Origin of the sequence: Halomonas rhizosphaerae (assembly GCF_030010555.1) — a bacterium.
Classification (GTDB): domain Bacteria; phylum Pseudomonadota; class Gammaproteobacteria; order Pseudomonadales; family Halomonadaceae; genus Halomonas; species Halomonas rhizosphaerae.
The window spans coordinates 41,879-55,509 of sequence record NZ_JASCQP010000032.1 but is presented as its reverse complement, the minus strand read 5'-3'; the positions used below and the strand labels follow the sequence as shown (position 1 = coordinate 55,509).

General features: G+C 69.7%; 10 protein-coding genes. All 10 read left to right on the top strand.

Annotated features, from left to right (window positions below):
• The first annotated feature begins 43 nt into the window (after nt 1–43).
• The 10 genes from QLQ83_RS15245 to QLQ83_RS15200 all read left to right on the top strand — a co-directional run bounded on the left by QLQ83_RS15245 (nt 44) and on the right by QLQ83_RS15200 (nt 13,629).
• Nucleotides 44–1,348 (top strand): ATP-grasp domain-containing protein, encoded by a 1,305-nt coding sequence (locus QLQ83_RS15245; protein ID WP_282736373.1) that lies wholly within the window; start codon nt 44–46, stop codon nt 1,346–1,348.
• A gap of 48 nt (nt 1,349–1,396) precedes the next feature.
• Nucleotides 1,397–3,427: a CocE/NonD family hydrolase gene (locus QLQ83_RS15240; protein ID WP_282736372.1), complete on the top strand. Its 2,031-nt coding sequence runs from the start codon at nt 1,397–1,399 to the stop codon at nt 3,425–3,427.
• A 50-nt stretch (nt 3,428–3,477) separates the two neighbouring features.
• On the top strand, nt 3,478–4,833 hold the full coding sequence (locus tag QLQ83_RS15235; protein ID WP_282736371.1) for an MFS transporter: 1,356 nt from the start codon (nt 3,478–3,480) through the stop codon (nt 4,831–4,833).
• 64 nt (nt 4,834–4,897) lie between these two features.
• The gene (locus tag QLQ83_RS15230) at nt 4,898–5,491 is read left to right on the top strand and encodes a hypothetical protein (protein ID WP_282736370.1); all 594 of its coding nucleotides are present in this window, start codon (nt 4,898–4,900) and stop codon (nt 5,489–5,491) included.
• Nucleotides 5,488–6,840: a hypothetical protein gene (locus QLQ83_RS15225; protein WP_282736369.1), complete on the top strand. Its 1,353-nt coding sequence runs from the start codon at nt 5,488–5,490 to the stop codon at nt 6,838–6,840. The genes QLQ83_RS15230 and QLQ83_RS15225 overlap by 4 nt, the downstream gene beginning before the upstream one ends.
• A 149-nt stretch (nt 6,841–6,989) precedes the next feature.
• Nucleotides 6,990–7,514, top strand: coding sequence for a retropepsin-like aspartic protease family protein (locus QLQ83_RS15220; protein WP_282736368.1), 525 nt, complete (start codon nt 6,990–6,992; stop codon nt 7,512–7,514).
• A gap of 7 nt (nt 7,515–7,521) precedes the next feature.
• On the top strand, nt 7,522–8,541 hold the full coding sequence (locus QLQ83_RS15215; RefSeq protein WP_282736367.1) for a YihY/virulence factor BrkB family protein: 1,020 nt from the start codon (nt 7,522–7,524) through the stop codon (nt 8,539–8,541).
• Nucleotides 8,538–9,581 carry an NAD(P)H-dependent flavin oxidoreductase gene (locus QLQ83_RS15210; protein ID WP_282736366.1) on the top strand — a complete coding sequence of 348 codons (1,044 nt, stop codon included), beginning with the start codon at nt 8,538–8,540 and terminating at the stop codon, nt 9,579–9,581. Before QLQ83_RS15215 ends, QLQ83_RS15210 begins: the two co-directional genes overlap by 4 nt.
• 32 nt (nt 9,582–9,613) lie before the next feature.
• Nucleotides 9,614–11,326 carry a VRR-NUC domain-containing protein gene (locus tag QLQ83_RS15205; RefSeq protein ID WP_282736365.1) on the top strand — a complete coding sequence of 571 codons (1,713 nt, stop codon included), beginning with the start codon at nt 9,614–9,616 and terminating at the stop codon, nt 11,324–11,326.
• A complete protein-coding gene (locus QLQ83_RS15200) occupies nt 11,323–13,629 on the top strand; it encodes an ATP-dependent DNA helicase (RefSeq protein WP_282736364.1) in 2,307 nt (768 codons plus the stop codon). Before QLQ83_RS15205 ends, QLQ83_RS15200 begins: the two co-directional genes overlap by 4 nt.
• Nucleotides 13,630–13,631 lie beyond the last annotated feature (2 nt).

Here is a 13,631-nt window from a genome sequence, read left to right as displayed (position 1 = left end):
CTCGAAGGCGCCGGGTCCGGCGCGCGACAGAGGGGGCAGGACAATGGCCGAGGTCAAGAACATCTTCGTGGTGGGGCTCAACGACTTCAACCGCCAGCGTCTCGAGACGCTACGCGGTGCCGGGCAGTGGCGTTTCCACGGGGTGATCGCCCCTGAGGCGGTCTATGACACGGAAGAATTCGACATCGCCGCCATGCTGGCGGAGGCCACGGCACAGCTCGAAGCCTTCGAGGGCACCATCGACGCCATCGTCGGCTACATGGACTTTCCCGTCTCGACCATGCTGCCGATCCTCTGCGAGCGCTTCGGCACCCGCAGCACTTCGCTAACGAGCCTGCTCAAGTGCGAGCACAAGTACTGGAGCCGCCGCGTCCAGCGCGAAGTGATTCCCGCCCATATCCCGGCGTTCGCCGCCTTCGATCCCTTCGACGATGAGGCGATGACCCGCATCGGCGAGGCCGGGCTCTACTTTCCCTTCTTCGTCAAGCCGATCAAGTCCTCGGGCTCGCGACTGGGCTTTCGCATCGAGACGCCCGAGGACTTCTATCACGCCATCGAGCAGCTTCGGGACTCCATCGGGAGCATCGCCGACCCCTTCAACACGGTACTCGAGCATGCCCGGCTGCCCCCGGAGATCGCCGCCGTGGACGGCCACTACTGCATGGCCGAGGAGATCATCGGTGGCTGGCAGTGCACGGTGGAGGGCTACGTCTTCCAGGGGGAGGTGGTCAGCTACGGTATCGTCGACTCCCTGCGCTACCCGCAGGTGCTGAGCTTCTTCCACTACCGCTACCCCTCGGGGCTGCCCGACGATGTCCAGGCCACCATGGTCGAGTTGACCGACACCATCATGACCCATATCGGCTATGACAACGCCGCCTTCAACGTCGAGTACTTCTGGGACGAAGTGCAGGGGCGCATCTGGCTGCTGGAGATCAACACGCGCATCTCCCAGTCGCATTGCGACCTCTTCGAGAAGGTCGATGGCGTCAGCAACCAGCAGGTCACCATCGACCTGGGTCTGGGCCTGCGTCCCGACATGCCCCATCGCGAGGGCGAGTTTCCCATGGCGGCCAAGTTCTTCCACCGGGTATTCTTTACCGATGCGGTGGTGACACGGGTCCCCACCGACGCGGAGCTCGCGGAACTCCTGGCCGACTTCCCCGGTTGCCAGATCGCCGTGCAGGTGGAGGAGGGGCAGCGGCTCTCCTCCTTGCCCGAGCAGGACGCCTACAGTTTTGCGCTGGCCCATGTCTATCTGGGCGCGTCATCGGCCGAGCAGCTGCTTGCCGACTTCGACCGTCTGGTGGCGCAACTGGCGTTCGAGTTCGACGACGTCCAGGGCTGAGGAGATCCGGGGCCGGGCAAGGCCACACGGGACAAGGAGAGCAGGACCATGCGCATCGTCAACGATTTTCCCCGCCGAATCATGGAGGAAGAGACCTGGATCCCGTTGCCCGATGGCAGCCGGCTGGCGGCGCGCATCTGGCGACCGGTAGACGCCGAGATCCATCCCGTGCCGGCGATCCTCGAGTACCTGCCCTATCGCAAGCGCGACCTCACTGCCGAGCGCGACGTCCAGAGCCATCCCTACTGGGCGGGCCATGGCTATGCCGGGGTGCGGGTCGACATCCGTGGCACCGGCGAGTCCGATGGCGTGCTCACCGACGAGTACCTGCCCCAGGAGCTGGACGATGGGCTGGAGATCCTTGCCTGGCTGGAGGCCCAGCCCTGGTGCACCGGCGACGTCGGGATGATCGGCATCTCCTGGGGCGGCTTCAACGGCCTGCAGATCGCCGCCCTGCGCCCGCCGCAGCTCAAGGCGGTGATCACCCTCTGCTTCACCGACGACCGCTACGCCGACGACATCCACCACATGGGCGGCTGTCTGTTGGGCGACAACCTCTCCTGGGCCTCGACCATGTTCGACGGCAACGCCTGCCCGCCCGACCCCGAGCTGGTAGGGGAGCGCTGGCGGGACATGTGGCTCGAGCGCCTGGACGGCAGTGGCCTGTGGCTCGCCCAGTGGCTCGAGCACCAGCGCCGCGATGCCTACTGGAAACACGGCTCGGTTTGCGAGGACTACTCACGCATCCAGTGCCCGGTCTATGCCGTCAGCGGCTGGGCCGACGGCTACTGCAATGCCGTCTTCCGGCTTCTGGCCGGGCTATCCGTGCCGCGCAAGGGGCTGGTGGGCCCCTGGGCCCACAAGTACCCGCACCTGGGGGTGCCGGGGCCGGCCATCGGCTTCCTGCAGGAGTCGCTACGGTGGTGGGACCGGTGGCTCAAGGGCATCGACACCGGGATCATGGACGAGCCCATGCTGCGTGTCTGGATGCAGGAGTCGGTGCCGCCCTCGGCGCGCTACGAGGAGCGCCCCGGGCGCTGGATCGCCGAGCCCGACTGGCCATCACCGAACATCCTGCCGACCTCCTTCCGACTTACCATCGGCCACGACCTGTTGCCGGAAGACGAGGGAAGCGAGGACGACGAGGCCTGCCTGGACATCCGTTCCCCGCTCTCGGTGGGGCTCTATGCCGGCAAGTGGTGCTCCTACAATGCGCCGCCGGACCTCCCCCACGACCAGCGCGACGAGGACGGTGGCTCGCTGATCTTCCAGACATCCCGCCTCGAGGCGCCGCTGGAGATCTGCGGGTCGCCGATGGTCGAGCTCGAACTCGCGGCCGACCAGCCGGTGGCCATGGTGGCCCTGCGCCTCTCGGATATCGGCGAGGACGACAAGGCCACCCGGGTCTCCTACGGACTGCTCAACCTGACCCACCGCGAGAGCGACGAATACCCCGAGCCGCTGGAGCCGGGGCGATGCTATCGGGTCAGGATCCCGCTCAAGCATATCGCCCAGCAGTTCGCCGCAGGACACGCCATCCGCCTGTCCCTCTCCACCAGCTACTGGCCGCTGGCCTGGCCGGCCCCCCAGCCGGTCAGACTGGCCATTCAGCCGAGCCGCTGCCGCCTGATCCTGCCGGTGCGGGCGCCACGACCCGAGGAGGACGCAGCCCTGCCGGCCTTCGGCGAGCCGGAGGGCGCGCCTCCCTTGGCCAAGACGCTGCTGCAACCGACCCAGGAGACCTGGCAGGTGATCCGCGACCTGGCCAACGACAGGACCACCCTGGAGGTGATCAACGACGAGGGGCGCTACCGGATCGATGATATCGACCTGGAGATCGCCGCCCGGGTTACCGAGCGTTATACCTACGCCTACGGTAGCTACGACAGCGTCAGCGGCTGGACGGAGTGGCAGCGCAGCTTCAAGCGCGGCGACTGGGAGGTCAGCACCCTGACCCGCACCCTGCTGACCAGCGACGCCGACAACTTCCGCATTCGGGCTACCCTGGACGCGTGGGAGGGGGATACCCGGATCTTTGCGCGGACCTGGGACGAGACCATTCCCCGCGATCTCGTCTAGTGCAGGAGGGGCTGCTATGGTGACGTCCTGATGCCACAGGGACGTCCCGCATGAGCCCGATCCCCGCTGCCGTGCCGACGACACCCCGCGCTTCGCGCAGGGAGATCCTCGGCTGGGCGATGTTCGACTTCGCCAACCAGGCCTATACGCTGCTGATCATCACCGTGGTGTTCGGTGAGCTCTTCACCACGGTAATCGTCGGTGATCGCGGCGACGGTTACCGCCTGGCCAACTTCCTGTGGAGCCTGGCGCTGGCGGTCAGCTATCTGCTGGTGGTGGTGACCGGCCCGCTGTGCGGTGCGGTGATGGACTATCAGGCCGCCAAGAAGGGCTTCCTGTTCGTCAGCTACCTGGCCACCGTGGCCACCACCGCCATGCTCTACTTCGTGGCGCCAGGCTATGTGGTGCTGGGCCTGCTGCTGATCGTGGTCTCCAACTACGCCTACTCCATGGGCGAGTCCTTCATTGCCGCCTTCCTGCCGGACCTCGGCCCGCCCGAGGACCTGGGCAAGATTTCCGGCTTCGGCTGGGCGCTGGGCTACGTCGGCGGGCTCTTCGCGGCGGGCTTCACCCTGGTGGTGCTGGGCGAGGCCACGGCGGAGAACTTCGAGCGCATCCGCTGGGTGGGGCCCTTCGCGGCGGGCTTCTTCCTGGTCACCGCCATCCCCACCTTCCTGTGGGTGAAGGAGCGCGGCACGCCTCAGCCCCCCGGCAAGCCCTATCGCGAGATCGCCCTGGAACGCGTCGCGACGACCCTGCACGAGCTGCGGCGCTTCCGCGACCTCGGCATCTTCCTGGTCTCGCTGCTCTTCTCCATGGCCGGCGTCTACATCATCATCGCCTTCGCCTTCATCTATGGCGCCCAGGTGATCGGCTGGGACGAGTCGGTCCGCAATATCATGTTCATCATCGTGCAGATCACCGCGGCGGTCGGGGCGCTGGGCTTCGGCTTCATCCAGGACCGCATCGGCACCCGGGTCACCTACCTCTTCACCCTGGGGCTCTGGGTGGCGGCGATACTGGCCATCTGGGCCACGCCGGAGGTCACCGCCTTCCTGCATGCCCGGTTCGGGCTGGACTGGGAGGCCCAGCACCTCTTCCTGGTAGTGGGCTGCCTGGCGGGGCTCTCCCTGGGCTCCAGCCAGTCCGCCAGCCGCGCCCTGGTGGGGCTCTTCTCGCCGAGTCGCAAGGCCGCCGAGTTCTTCGGCTTCTGGGGGCTGGCCAACAAGCTCGCCGGGGTGATCGGTATCATCGGCCTGGGGCTGCTGCAGTCGCTGGTGGGGCTCAAGGCGTCGATCCTGCTCTGCGCGGTGCTCTTCGTCATCGCCATCCTGGTGTGCCTCTTCGTCGACCAGGCCCGCGGTCAGCAGGCGGCCCGCGACTGGGAGGCGCGCAACGGCAGGTGAGGCCGACGAGGGGCGGCTAGACTGAAGGCAAGACCGCGTTTCGCGGGGCCGGGAGGCTGCTGCCATGGATCCCGTCACACTGCGCGCCATCGAGCGCATCCTGGTCGTGCTGTTTGCCGGCATGGCCATCTATCTGGGCTATAGGCTGTTTCTGGCGGTACCCGCCCAGCGTGACAGCGACGGCAAGGTGACCCTGCCCGGCGGTGCCGAGGTGGTTCTAAACCGCGCCGCGCCGGGACTCTTCTTCGCCCTGTTCGGCAGCGTGGCCCTGGGCATCTCGCTGCACAGCGCCGTCCAGGCCACCTCAACGCCGGCCATGATGGCGGGCGATGCCGCGACGCTCACCAGCTACTCCGGACTCGCCCCGGAGGCCGGCGGGATCGACCCTACACTGGAGCAGGCCCAGCTGCGTCGTCTCTTCTTCACCCTCAATGCCTTGGGTGACGCCTCCTCCACGGAAGGCAGTCAGGCCGTGGCCGAGCGCGGTGATCTGCGCCAGGCGAAGCTGCGGCTGATGCGTCCCGCCTGGCTGGGTGCCTGGGGCGACTATGCCGCCTTCAGCGACTGGGCCAACGCCACCGATGCCCGGGGAGAACCGCCGGATGCCCGTTTCTCCGAGCCTGCGGCCCTCTACCATCAGGGCAGGGAACGGCCGTGAACGCCGGCTGGCAGTTTGGTCTGGCCCTGTCCTGCTGGCTGCTGGCCTCACCGGCCGCAGGCATGGCGACACTCTACAGCGATGCGACCCTGACGTACTGGTCGCGCATCACGCCGCAGGATATCCGCCGCGTGCATCACGAGAGCCTGCTGCCGGCCCTCGAGGCCGAGGAACGTGCGCAGCTGGCAGGCGTCGAGCTGACTTTTCCGCTGCGCTGCCCCGTGCCTGCCAGCGAGCCCTTCTGTTACTACCAGCAGACCCTTGTCGATGGCCGGCGACAGGTGGTGATGTCGGTGGCCTCGCTGCGTCTGTTCGGCGACCTCGCCCTGTCCATGGCCTGGCTGCAGCTCGAGGGGCTGTCGATCGAGACGCCCGGCCAGTACCTGGCCATGCTGCGTCACCGAGGGTCCGAGTCGTTTCCCGAGGGGCGCTACCCGCCGCCCATGGAGGCGCTGGGTGTGCCCGACGAGGTCCGGGAGCGGACGGAGGTAATGGAGCTGTACGGCAAGATATTCACTTCCTCGGTGGTGTTCGTGCTGCTTCACGAACTTGGCCACGCCCTGCACCGCCATCCGGGCTACGGGCCCGAGGTGTCCCGGGAGGCGGCCCGCCGTCACGAGGCCGAAGCCGACGATTTCGCTCTGGACGTCATGGCCCGGCTCGCCTATCCGCCGCTGGGCATGAGCGTCTTCTTCACGCTGCTGGCCCACTGGGAGCCCAATCGCTGGCACTTCGCCGACGAGGCGGCCTATCGGGCACACCTGGCCGAGGCCACCCACCCGCTGACGTCGGACCGGCTGCGCGGGCTGGCCTCGACCCTGGCCGGGCACAGTGACGCCTTCGCCCGGGCCGAGCCGGATTTCGTGGCGGCCCGCGAGCGGGTCCTCGGCGTGGCCGAGGAGATCGGCCGCCTGGCAGGCTTCATGGACGACCGCGACATCCAGGAGGGTATCGTGCGGCTGGGTCGTGCCACCGACCCGGCAGTCCTGCAGCCCCGGCGAGCGGGCGAGCCGGTTATCGACCGGGCGACTCCGGACGGCGTACAGCCCTTCGAGGGCACCTTCCGGGGCAAGCTAGGCGATGTCTCGGGGGAGCTGCCGGTGCGTCTGGTGCTCGAACGACAGGGCAGCCGGGTCCAGGGGGTGTTCACCTACGGGCTGGGGCTGGGCCATCTGGAGGGAGAGGTGCAGGCGGGGCGCCTGCATTTCGGCTGGACCCTCGGTCTGGAGCAGGGGCTGGGCGTGCTCGAGGTGACGGCAGGCGATGGACGACTGCACGGCAGTTGGGGGAGGGAGCGCTCCACCGACGATGGCGGCTATTGGGAACTGTGGCGCGAGGAGGCACACTGACTCCTCATCACCGGTTATCCGTGTCAGTGACAAGGTTTCCGGGCGTGGGGAGGCAAGGCATCTTGGCCAGGGGGTATCCTTGTCGGTAGGCAGATTATGCCGGCATGGGCGCCGACGTTGTCGCCGGGGCGATACGGAGAGGACGGCAAATGAGCGACGAAGACGTCTCGCGGCGTGCCGGCCTGGGCATGATGCTGCTGTTCTGGGTGCTCCTCCTGGGGGGTGGGGCCTGGTGGTTCCACGGCTACCTGGAGGCGCAGCGGAACCCCAATGCCCACCTCGCCAATGTCGCGGTGGGGGAGGGCGAGCCGCTGGTGCTGGAGCGCAACCGCGCCGGCCACTTCGTGGCCACCGGGCGCATCAACGACCAGCCGGTGGAGTTCCTGCTCGACACCGGCGCCACCTATGTGGCGGTCCCGGCCGAAATGGCCGCGAGGCTGGGGCTCGAGAGTACCGGCAGCGCCTGGTTCAATACCGCCAACGGCCGGGTGCGCGGCGAGCTGACGCTGCTCGACGAGGTGAGCCTGGGCGGGTTCACCGCCCGGGACGTGCGCGGGTCCATCAGTCCGGGCCTCACCGGCGAGGCGGCCCTGCTGGGCATGAGCTTCCTCGACCGCTTCGACATCGAGATCCGTGATGCGCGCATGATGCTGCGCCCCGCGGAGCGGCCCTGAGGCACTCATGGCCAAGCCGAAACGTGGTCGCTGCGCCGACGAGCCCAAGCAGATCCCCGCTGCCGGATGGCTGGATATCGCCTGGCGCGTCAAGCAGGAGACCCTTCAGGACCTCGTCGCCATGATGGCCGCCGGCATCGCCTTCAATGCCATGCTGGCGCTCTTTCCGACGATCGCCGCGATCATCTCGATCTGGGCGCTGGTGATGGACCCTCAGGACCTGGCGAGCCAGATCGTGGAGCTCAGCCGCTACCTGCCGCCCGAGGCCTCCAGCCTGATCAATGATCAGGCCCGCAAGATAGGCGAGAGCACCGGTACTGGCCTCAGCCTGACGGCCCTGGGCAGCGTGGCAGTGGCCATGTTCGTCGCCTCCAAGGGCGTGCTATGGATGGTGTTGGGGCTGAACGTGGTGTATGGCGAGGTGGACCGCCGGGGGTCGCTGCAGCGTGGCTTGATCGTCGCGGCGCTGACGCTGGGGTTGATGCTGGTCCTGCTGATCAGCATCGCCTTTATCGCCTTCTTTCCGCTGGCCATCGGCATGCTGGGTCTCGATACATTGCTGGTCACGGTAATCGTCTGGCTGCGCTGGCCGGTGCTCCTGCTGGTGATGATGCTGGTCATCGCCGTCTTCTATCGCTTCGGGCCCGACAGGCGGCCGCCGCGCTGGAAGTGGATCAGCGTCGGCTCCGTCGTCGCAACGCTATTATGGCTGATCGGTTCGGCCGCCCTGTCGTTCTACTTCAGCCGCGTGATCAATCTGAGCGAGGTCTATGGCTCGCTGGGGGCGGTGGTGATGCTGATGCTATGGTTCTGGCTGTCGGCGTTCGTCGTGTTGCTGGGCGCAGAGTTCAACGCGGAAATGGAGCGCCAGACCTATCGCGATACCACCGTCGGCGCCGCCCGCCCGCCGGGGGATCGAGACGCCTACGCTGCCGACACCCTGGGCCACAAGTGGCCCTGGCGACGCATCGGCCGGAAGCGCAATTCCTCCGATAACGATGCCACCGATCAAGGAGATACCCCATGACATTGCCCGAGCGACTGGGCCTCGACCTGCCTATCCTCCAGGCCCCCATGGCGGGCGCCCAGGGCAGCGAGCTGGCCATTGCCGTCTCCCGTGCCGGCGGCCTCGGGGCCCTGCCCTGCGCCATGCTCTCGCCCGAGGCGATGGCGGAGGAGCTCGAGACACTCCGCTCCGCGACCTCGGGGCCGGTCAACGTCAACTTCTTCTGCCACACGTCCCCGGCACCCGACCCTGCGCGTCAGGCGCGCTGGCACGCGGCGCTGGCGCCCTGGTATGCCGAGTTCGGCCTCGACATCGAGGCGGTGCCGGCCGGTGCCGGGCGGCGTCCCTTTGACCATGCAGCCTGCGATGTCCTCGAGCCCTTCCGTCCGGCGGTGGTGAGCTTCCACTTCGGTCTGCCGGCGCCGGAGCTGCTCGCGCGGGTCAAGGCCTGGGGCGCGATGGTGCTCTCCACGGCCACCACGGTGGAGGAAGCGCGCTGGCTCGAGGCCCACGGGGCCGATGCGGTGATCGTCCAGGGGCTCGAGGCCGGCGGCCATCGGGGCCTCTTCCTGACCGAGGACCTGACCACCCAGGTGGGGACCCTGGCGCTGCTGCCCCAGGTCCGGCAGGCGGTGGAGGTACCGGTGGTCGCCGCCGGCGGCATCGCCGATGCCCGGGGCGTGGCGGCCGCGCTGGCGCTGGGCGCCGAGGCCGTCCAGGCCGGCACCGCCTTCCTCTGCTGCCCGGAATCCCGCGCCTCGGCCATCCATCGCCGGGCGCTGATGAGCGAGGCGGCCCGCCATACGGCGCTCACCAACCTCTACAGCGGCCGTCCGGCCCGAGGCATCGTCACCCGGCTGATGCGCGAGCTGGGGCCGATCAGCGAGGCGGCGCCGGCCTTTCCGCTGGCCACCGCGGCCATCGCCCCGCTGCGGGCCGCCGCCGAGGCGCAAGGGAGTGGCGATTTCTCGCCGCTGTGGGCCGGGCAGAACGCCAGCCGCTGCCGTGAGGTTCCCGCCGCCGAGGTGGTACGCGAGCTGGCCCGAGGCCTGCCGCGCTGACGCTACCTCCTCGGCCCTGATACCATGGATGCATGAACAGTATTCCTGGCGCCGCGCCGGTCACCGCTTCCCTGGACGACCCGCGCTACTATCTGGCGAACTTCCGCTTCGTGCTGACGTGGGTCGCCGAGCGCCATGGTGACCTGCTGGACGCGGCCGAGCAGGGCTTCCTGGCGGATTTCGCCGGCCTGCCCGAGGCCTCTCAGGCGCTGCTGGTGCGCATGGTGATGCGCAAGGGGGAGCACTTTCGCACCTCGCGCCTGCGCTATCCCGAGATCGGCGATCCCGAGGCGGCCCTCGCGCCCCTGGTCGAGGCGGGCCTGGTCGAGGCCGCCCCCGAACTTGGCCTGGCGGAGCTGTTCCGTCAGTTGCGCCTTCCCGAGCTGCGCCGCGCCCTGGCCGGCGAGATCGCCGCCGCGGGACTGCCCGCCGCCACCGGCAAGGCCGCGCTGCACGAGGCGCTGGCGCCGCGGCTCAGCGAGCCTCGCCCGCTCGACGACTGGTGGCCCGAAGCGCCGGACCGGGTCGTGCGCCTCGCCGTGATGGCGACCTGCGACCGGCTGCGGCTGATGTTCTTCGGCAACCTGCGCCAGGACTGGGCGGAGTTCGTGCTCACCGAACTCGGCCTGCAGTGCTTCGAGCGGGTGGCGATCACCCCCGACTCCCGGGCCTTCCGGCGCCGCACGGAGGTGGATGCCTACCTGGCCCTGCACCGCCTTCGCGAGCGGCTCGAGGCCGGGGAGGCGGTATCGGCACTGCGTGCCGAACTGCCCGCGCCGCTGGCCGACAACGCCTGGCTGGCGGCGCGGCATCGGCGACTCTGCGTGGCGCTGGGGCGCCAGGCGGAGCGGGATGGGCTGGGCGAGTCGGCCCTTGCCCTCTATGCCGGGGCTGGCTGGCCGGAAGCAGGCCAGGTGGGCAGCGTCGAGGCGCGCATCCGCCACCTGCGCCTGCAGGAACGACGTGGGGAGCACGCCTCGGCCCTGGCGCTGGCCGAGCCCCTGGCCCAGGCTCCGGCCAGCGAGGAGGAGGTCCAGGCGCTGGGACGGCTGGTGCCGCGGCTGCGCCGTCGGCTGGGGCTTCCCCCGCCGGCGTCATGCCGTGAGCCGGACCCTCGACCGTGGACCCTGACTCTGCCGCCCGGCCCGGTGGAGGCCACGGTGCGCGACCACCTGCATCGCGAGGCGGCACCGGTGCACTATGTGGAAAACACCCTGCTCACCGGGCTCTTCGGGCTGCTCTGCTGGGAGGCGCTCTTCGCGCCCCTGCCCGGGGCCTTCTTCCACCCCTTTCACCACGGCCCGGCGGACCTCTACCGCGAGGACTTCGTGGCCCGCCGCCGTACCCTGTTCGATGCCTGCCTGGCCCGGCTCGACGATGGCGGGTATCGCGAGGTGATCCGTGCCACCTGGCGAGAGAAGCAGGGGCTGGCCTCGCCCTTCGTGCACTGGGGAGTGCTCGATGAGGGGCTGCTCGACCAGGCGCTGGCCTGCCTGCCGGCCGCCCACCTGCGGGCCTGCTTCGAGCGGCTGCTCGGTGACCTCAAGGCCAACCGGGCCGGCCTGCCGGACCTGATCCAGTTCCTCCCCGAGGCCTCGGAAGGTGAGCCACGCTACCGGCTGATCGAGGTCAAGGGGCCGGGCGACCGGTTGCAGGACAACCAGCGGCGCTGGCTGGCCTTCTTCCATGCCCGGGGCATGCCCGCCGTGGTCTGCCATGTGCGCTGGGCGATGGACGGCGAATGAGCGAGGTGACGCGCTATCGCGTGGCGGTGCGGACGCTGTGCGACTTCACCGCCCGGGAGGGGGACCTGGACCACCGCTTCACTCCGGCCCCCAGCGCCCGGGAGGGCATCGAGGGCCATGCCCTGGTGTCAAGGCGGCGGGGCGAGGGATACGAGGCCGAGCTGCCGCTCTCCGCCTGCTTCGAGGGGCTCAGCGTGGGCGGCCGCGCCGACGGCTTCGACCCGGCGGCCAACCGCCTGGAGGAGGTCAAGACCCACCGCGGTCGTCTGGAGCGCATGGCCGACAACCAGCGGGCCCTGCACTGGGCCCAGGTCACCGTCTACGGCGCGCTGCTGTGTGCCGAGCGCGGCCTTGCCTCGCTGACCCTGGCGCTGGTCTACCTGGACGTCACCACCGGCCGGGAGACCGTGTTGACCCGTGAGGCGAGCGCCAACGAGCTGCAGGCCTTCTTCGCGACCCAATGCCGGCGCTTCCTGTCCTGGGCGGCGCAGGAGGTCCGGCATCGCGAGCGTCGTGACGAGGCGCTCGGCGAGCTCGCCTTTCCCCACGACCGCTTCCGTCCCGGCCAGCGTGACCTGGCGGAGAGCGTCTACAAGGCCGCCAGCACCGGCCGTTGCCTGCTGGTCCAGGCCCCCACCGGCATCGGCAAGACCCTCGGTACCCTCTTCCCGCTGCTCAAGGCCATGCCCCGCCAGGGACTCGACCGCCTGGCCTTCCTGACCATGAAGACGCCGGGGCGCCGGCTGGCGCTGGATGCCCTGCTCGCCCTGGGGGCCGAGGAGGGGACCGCCCCGAGCTCGGACGCCGAGCCCGCGCCGCTGCGGGTGCTTGAGCTCACCGCCCGGGACAAGGCCTGCGAGTATCCCGACCGGGCCTGCCACGGCGAGGCCTGCCCGCTGGCGGCGGGCTTCTACGACCGACTGCCGGCGGCACGACAGGCCGCGGTGGCGCGTGGCTGGCTGGACCGCGAGGCGCTGCGCGAGGTGGCCCTCGACCACGGCGTCTGCCCCTACTACCTGGGGCAGGAGCTGGCGCGCTGGTGTGACCTGGTCGTCGGGGACGTCAACCACTGGTTCGATGCCAATGCCCTGCTGCATGGGCTCGCCCGGGCCAACGGCTGGCGCCTGGGCCTGCTGGTGGACGAGGCCCACAACCTGGTGGAACGGGCCCGGGGCATGTACAGCGCCGAACTGGACCAGCACCGCCTCGCCCGCCTGCGCCGAGAGGCGCCCGGGGCCCTGACGCGTCCCCTGGGGCGCCTGGCCCGGCAGTGGCAGACGCTGGTCAAGGAGGCGGGGATGAGCGAGGCCGGCGAGCCGGGCCGACCGGCCTACCGGGTGCTCGACGGCCTGCCCGAGGGGATGGTCGCGGCCCTGCAGGGGGTCGCCAGCGCCATCACCGAGTACCTGGGAGAACATCCCGACCAGGCCTCCCTCGCGCTCCAGGAGCTGCTCTTCGAGGCGCTGGCCTTTACCCGCCTGGCCGAGCGCTTCGGCGAGCACTCGCTGTGCGACCTGGCCCGTCACGGTCGCGGCCGTGCCGTGCTGGGGCTGCGCAACCTCGTGCCGGCGGACTTCCTGGCGCCGCGCTTCGCGGCGGCCCGGTCTGCGGTGCTCTTCTCGGCGACCCTGAGCCCCGCCCACTACCATCGGGACCTGCTGGGCCTGCCGGCCGCCACGGTCTGGCGGGAGGTCGCCTCGCCGTTTGCCGCCGAGCAGCTCGAGGTACGCATCCGCGCCGACATCTCCACCCGGCTGCGCGACCGGGAGGCGTCGCTGGCGCCCATCGTCGCCGAACTGGCCGAGCAGTACCGCCGTCGGCCGGGCCACTACCTGGCCTTCTTCAGCAGCTTCGCCTATCTGGAGGCGGCCCGGGCACGGCTGCAGGAGGCCCATCCGGCGATTCCCGTGCGCGCCCAGACCCGCGGCATGCGCGAGGAGGCTCGGGACGCCTTTCTTGCCGGCTTCGCGCCGGGCGGGCAGGGGATCGGCTTCGCGGTGCTGGGCGGGGCCTTCGCCGAGGGCATCGACCTGCCCGGTGAGCGGTTGATCGGGGCCTTCATCGCCACCCTGGGGCTGCCGCCCTTCGACGACTTCAACGAGGCACTCAAGGTGCGGCTGGCGGCGCGCTTCGGCCGTGGCGACGACTACGCCTACCGCATCCCGGGGCTGATCAAGGTGGTGCAGGCGGCGGGCCGGGTGATCCGCGGCCCCGACGACGAGGGCACGGTGGTGCTGATGGACGACCGCTTCGCTCGCCGCGACGTGCGGGACCGGCTGCCGGGGTGGTGGAGCATCGAGTGATC

What these genes read in the sequence shown, in the direction of transcription:
- QLQ83_RS15245 (WP_282736373.1), top strand. Translation starts at nt 44, where the DNA reads ATGGCCGAGGTCAAGAACATCTTCGTGGTGGGGCTCAACGACTTCAAC.
- QLQ83_RS15240 (WP_282736372.1), top strand. Translation starts at nt 1,397, where the DNA reads ATGCGCATCGTCAACGATTTTCCCCGCCGAATCATGGAGGAAGAGACC.
- QLQ83_RS15235 (WP_282736371.1), top strand. Translation starts at nt 3,478, where the DNA reads ATGAGCCCGATCCCCGCTGCCGTGCCGACGACACCCCGCGCTTCGCGC.
- QLQ83_RS15230 (WP_282736370.1), top strand. Translation starts at nt 4,898, where the DNA reads ATGGATCCCGTCACACTGCGCGCCATCGAGCGCATCCTGGTCGTGCTG.
- QLQ83_RS15220 (WP_282736368.1), top strand. Translation starts at nt 6,990, where the DNA reads ATGAGCGACGAAGACGTCTCGCGGCGTGCCGGCCTGGGCATGATGCTG.
- QLQ83_RS15215 (WP_282736367.1), top strand. Translation starts at nt 7,522, where the DNA reads ATGGCCAAGCCGAAACGTGGTCGCTGCGCCGACGAGCCCAAGCAGATC.
- QLQ83_RS15210 (WP_282736366.1), top strand. Translation starts at nt 8,538, where the DNA reads ATGACATTGCCCGAGCGACTGGGCCTCGACCTGCCTATCCTCCAGGCC.
- QLQ83_RS15205 (WP_282736365.1), top strand. Translation starts at nt 9,614, where the DNA reads ATGAACAGTATTCCTGGCGCCGCGCCGGTCACCGCTTCCCTGGACGAC.
- QLQ83_RS15200 (WP_282736364.1), top strand. Translation starts at nt 11,323, where the DNA reads ATGAGCGAGGTGACGCGCTATCGCGTGGCGGTGCGGACGCTGTGCGAC.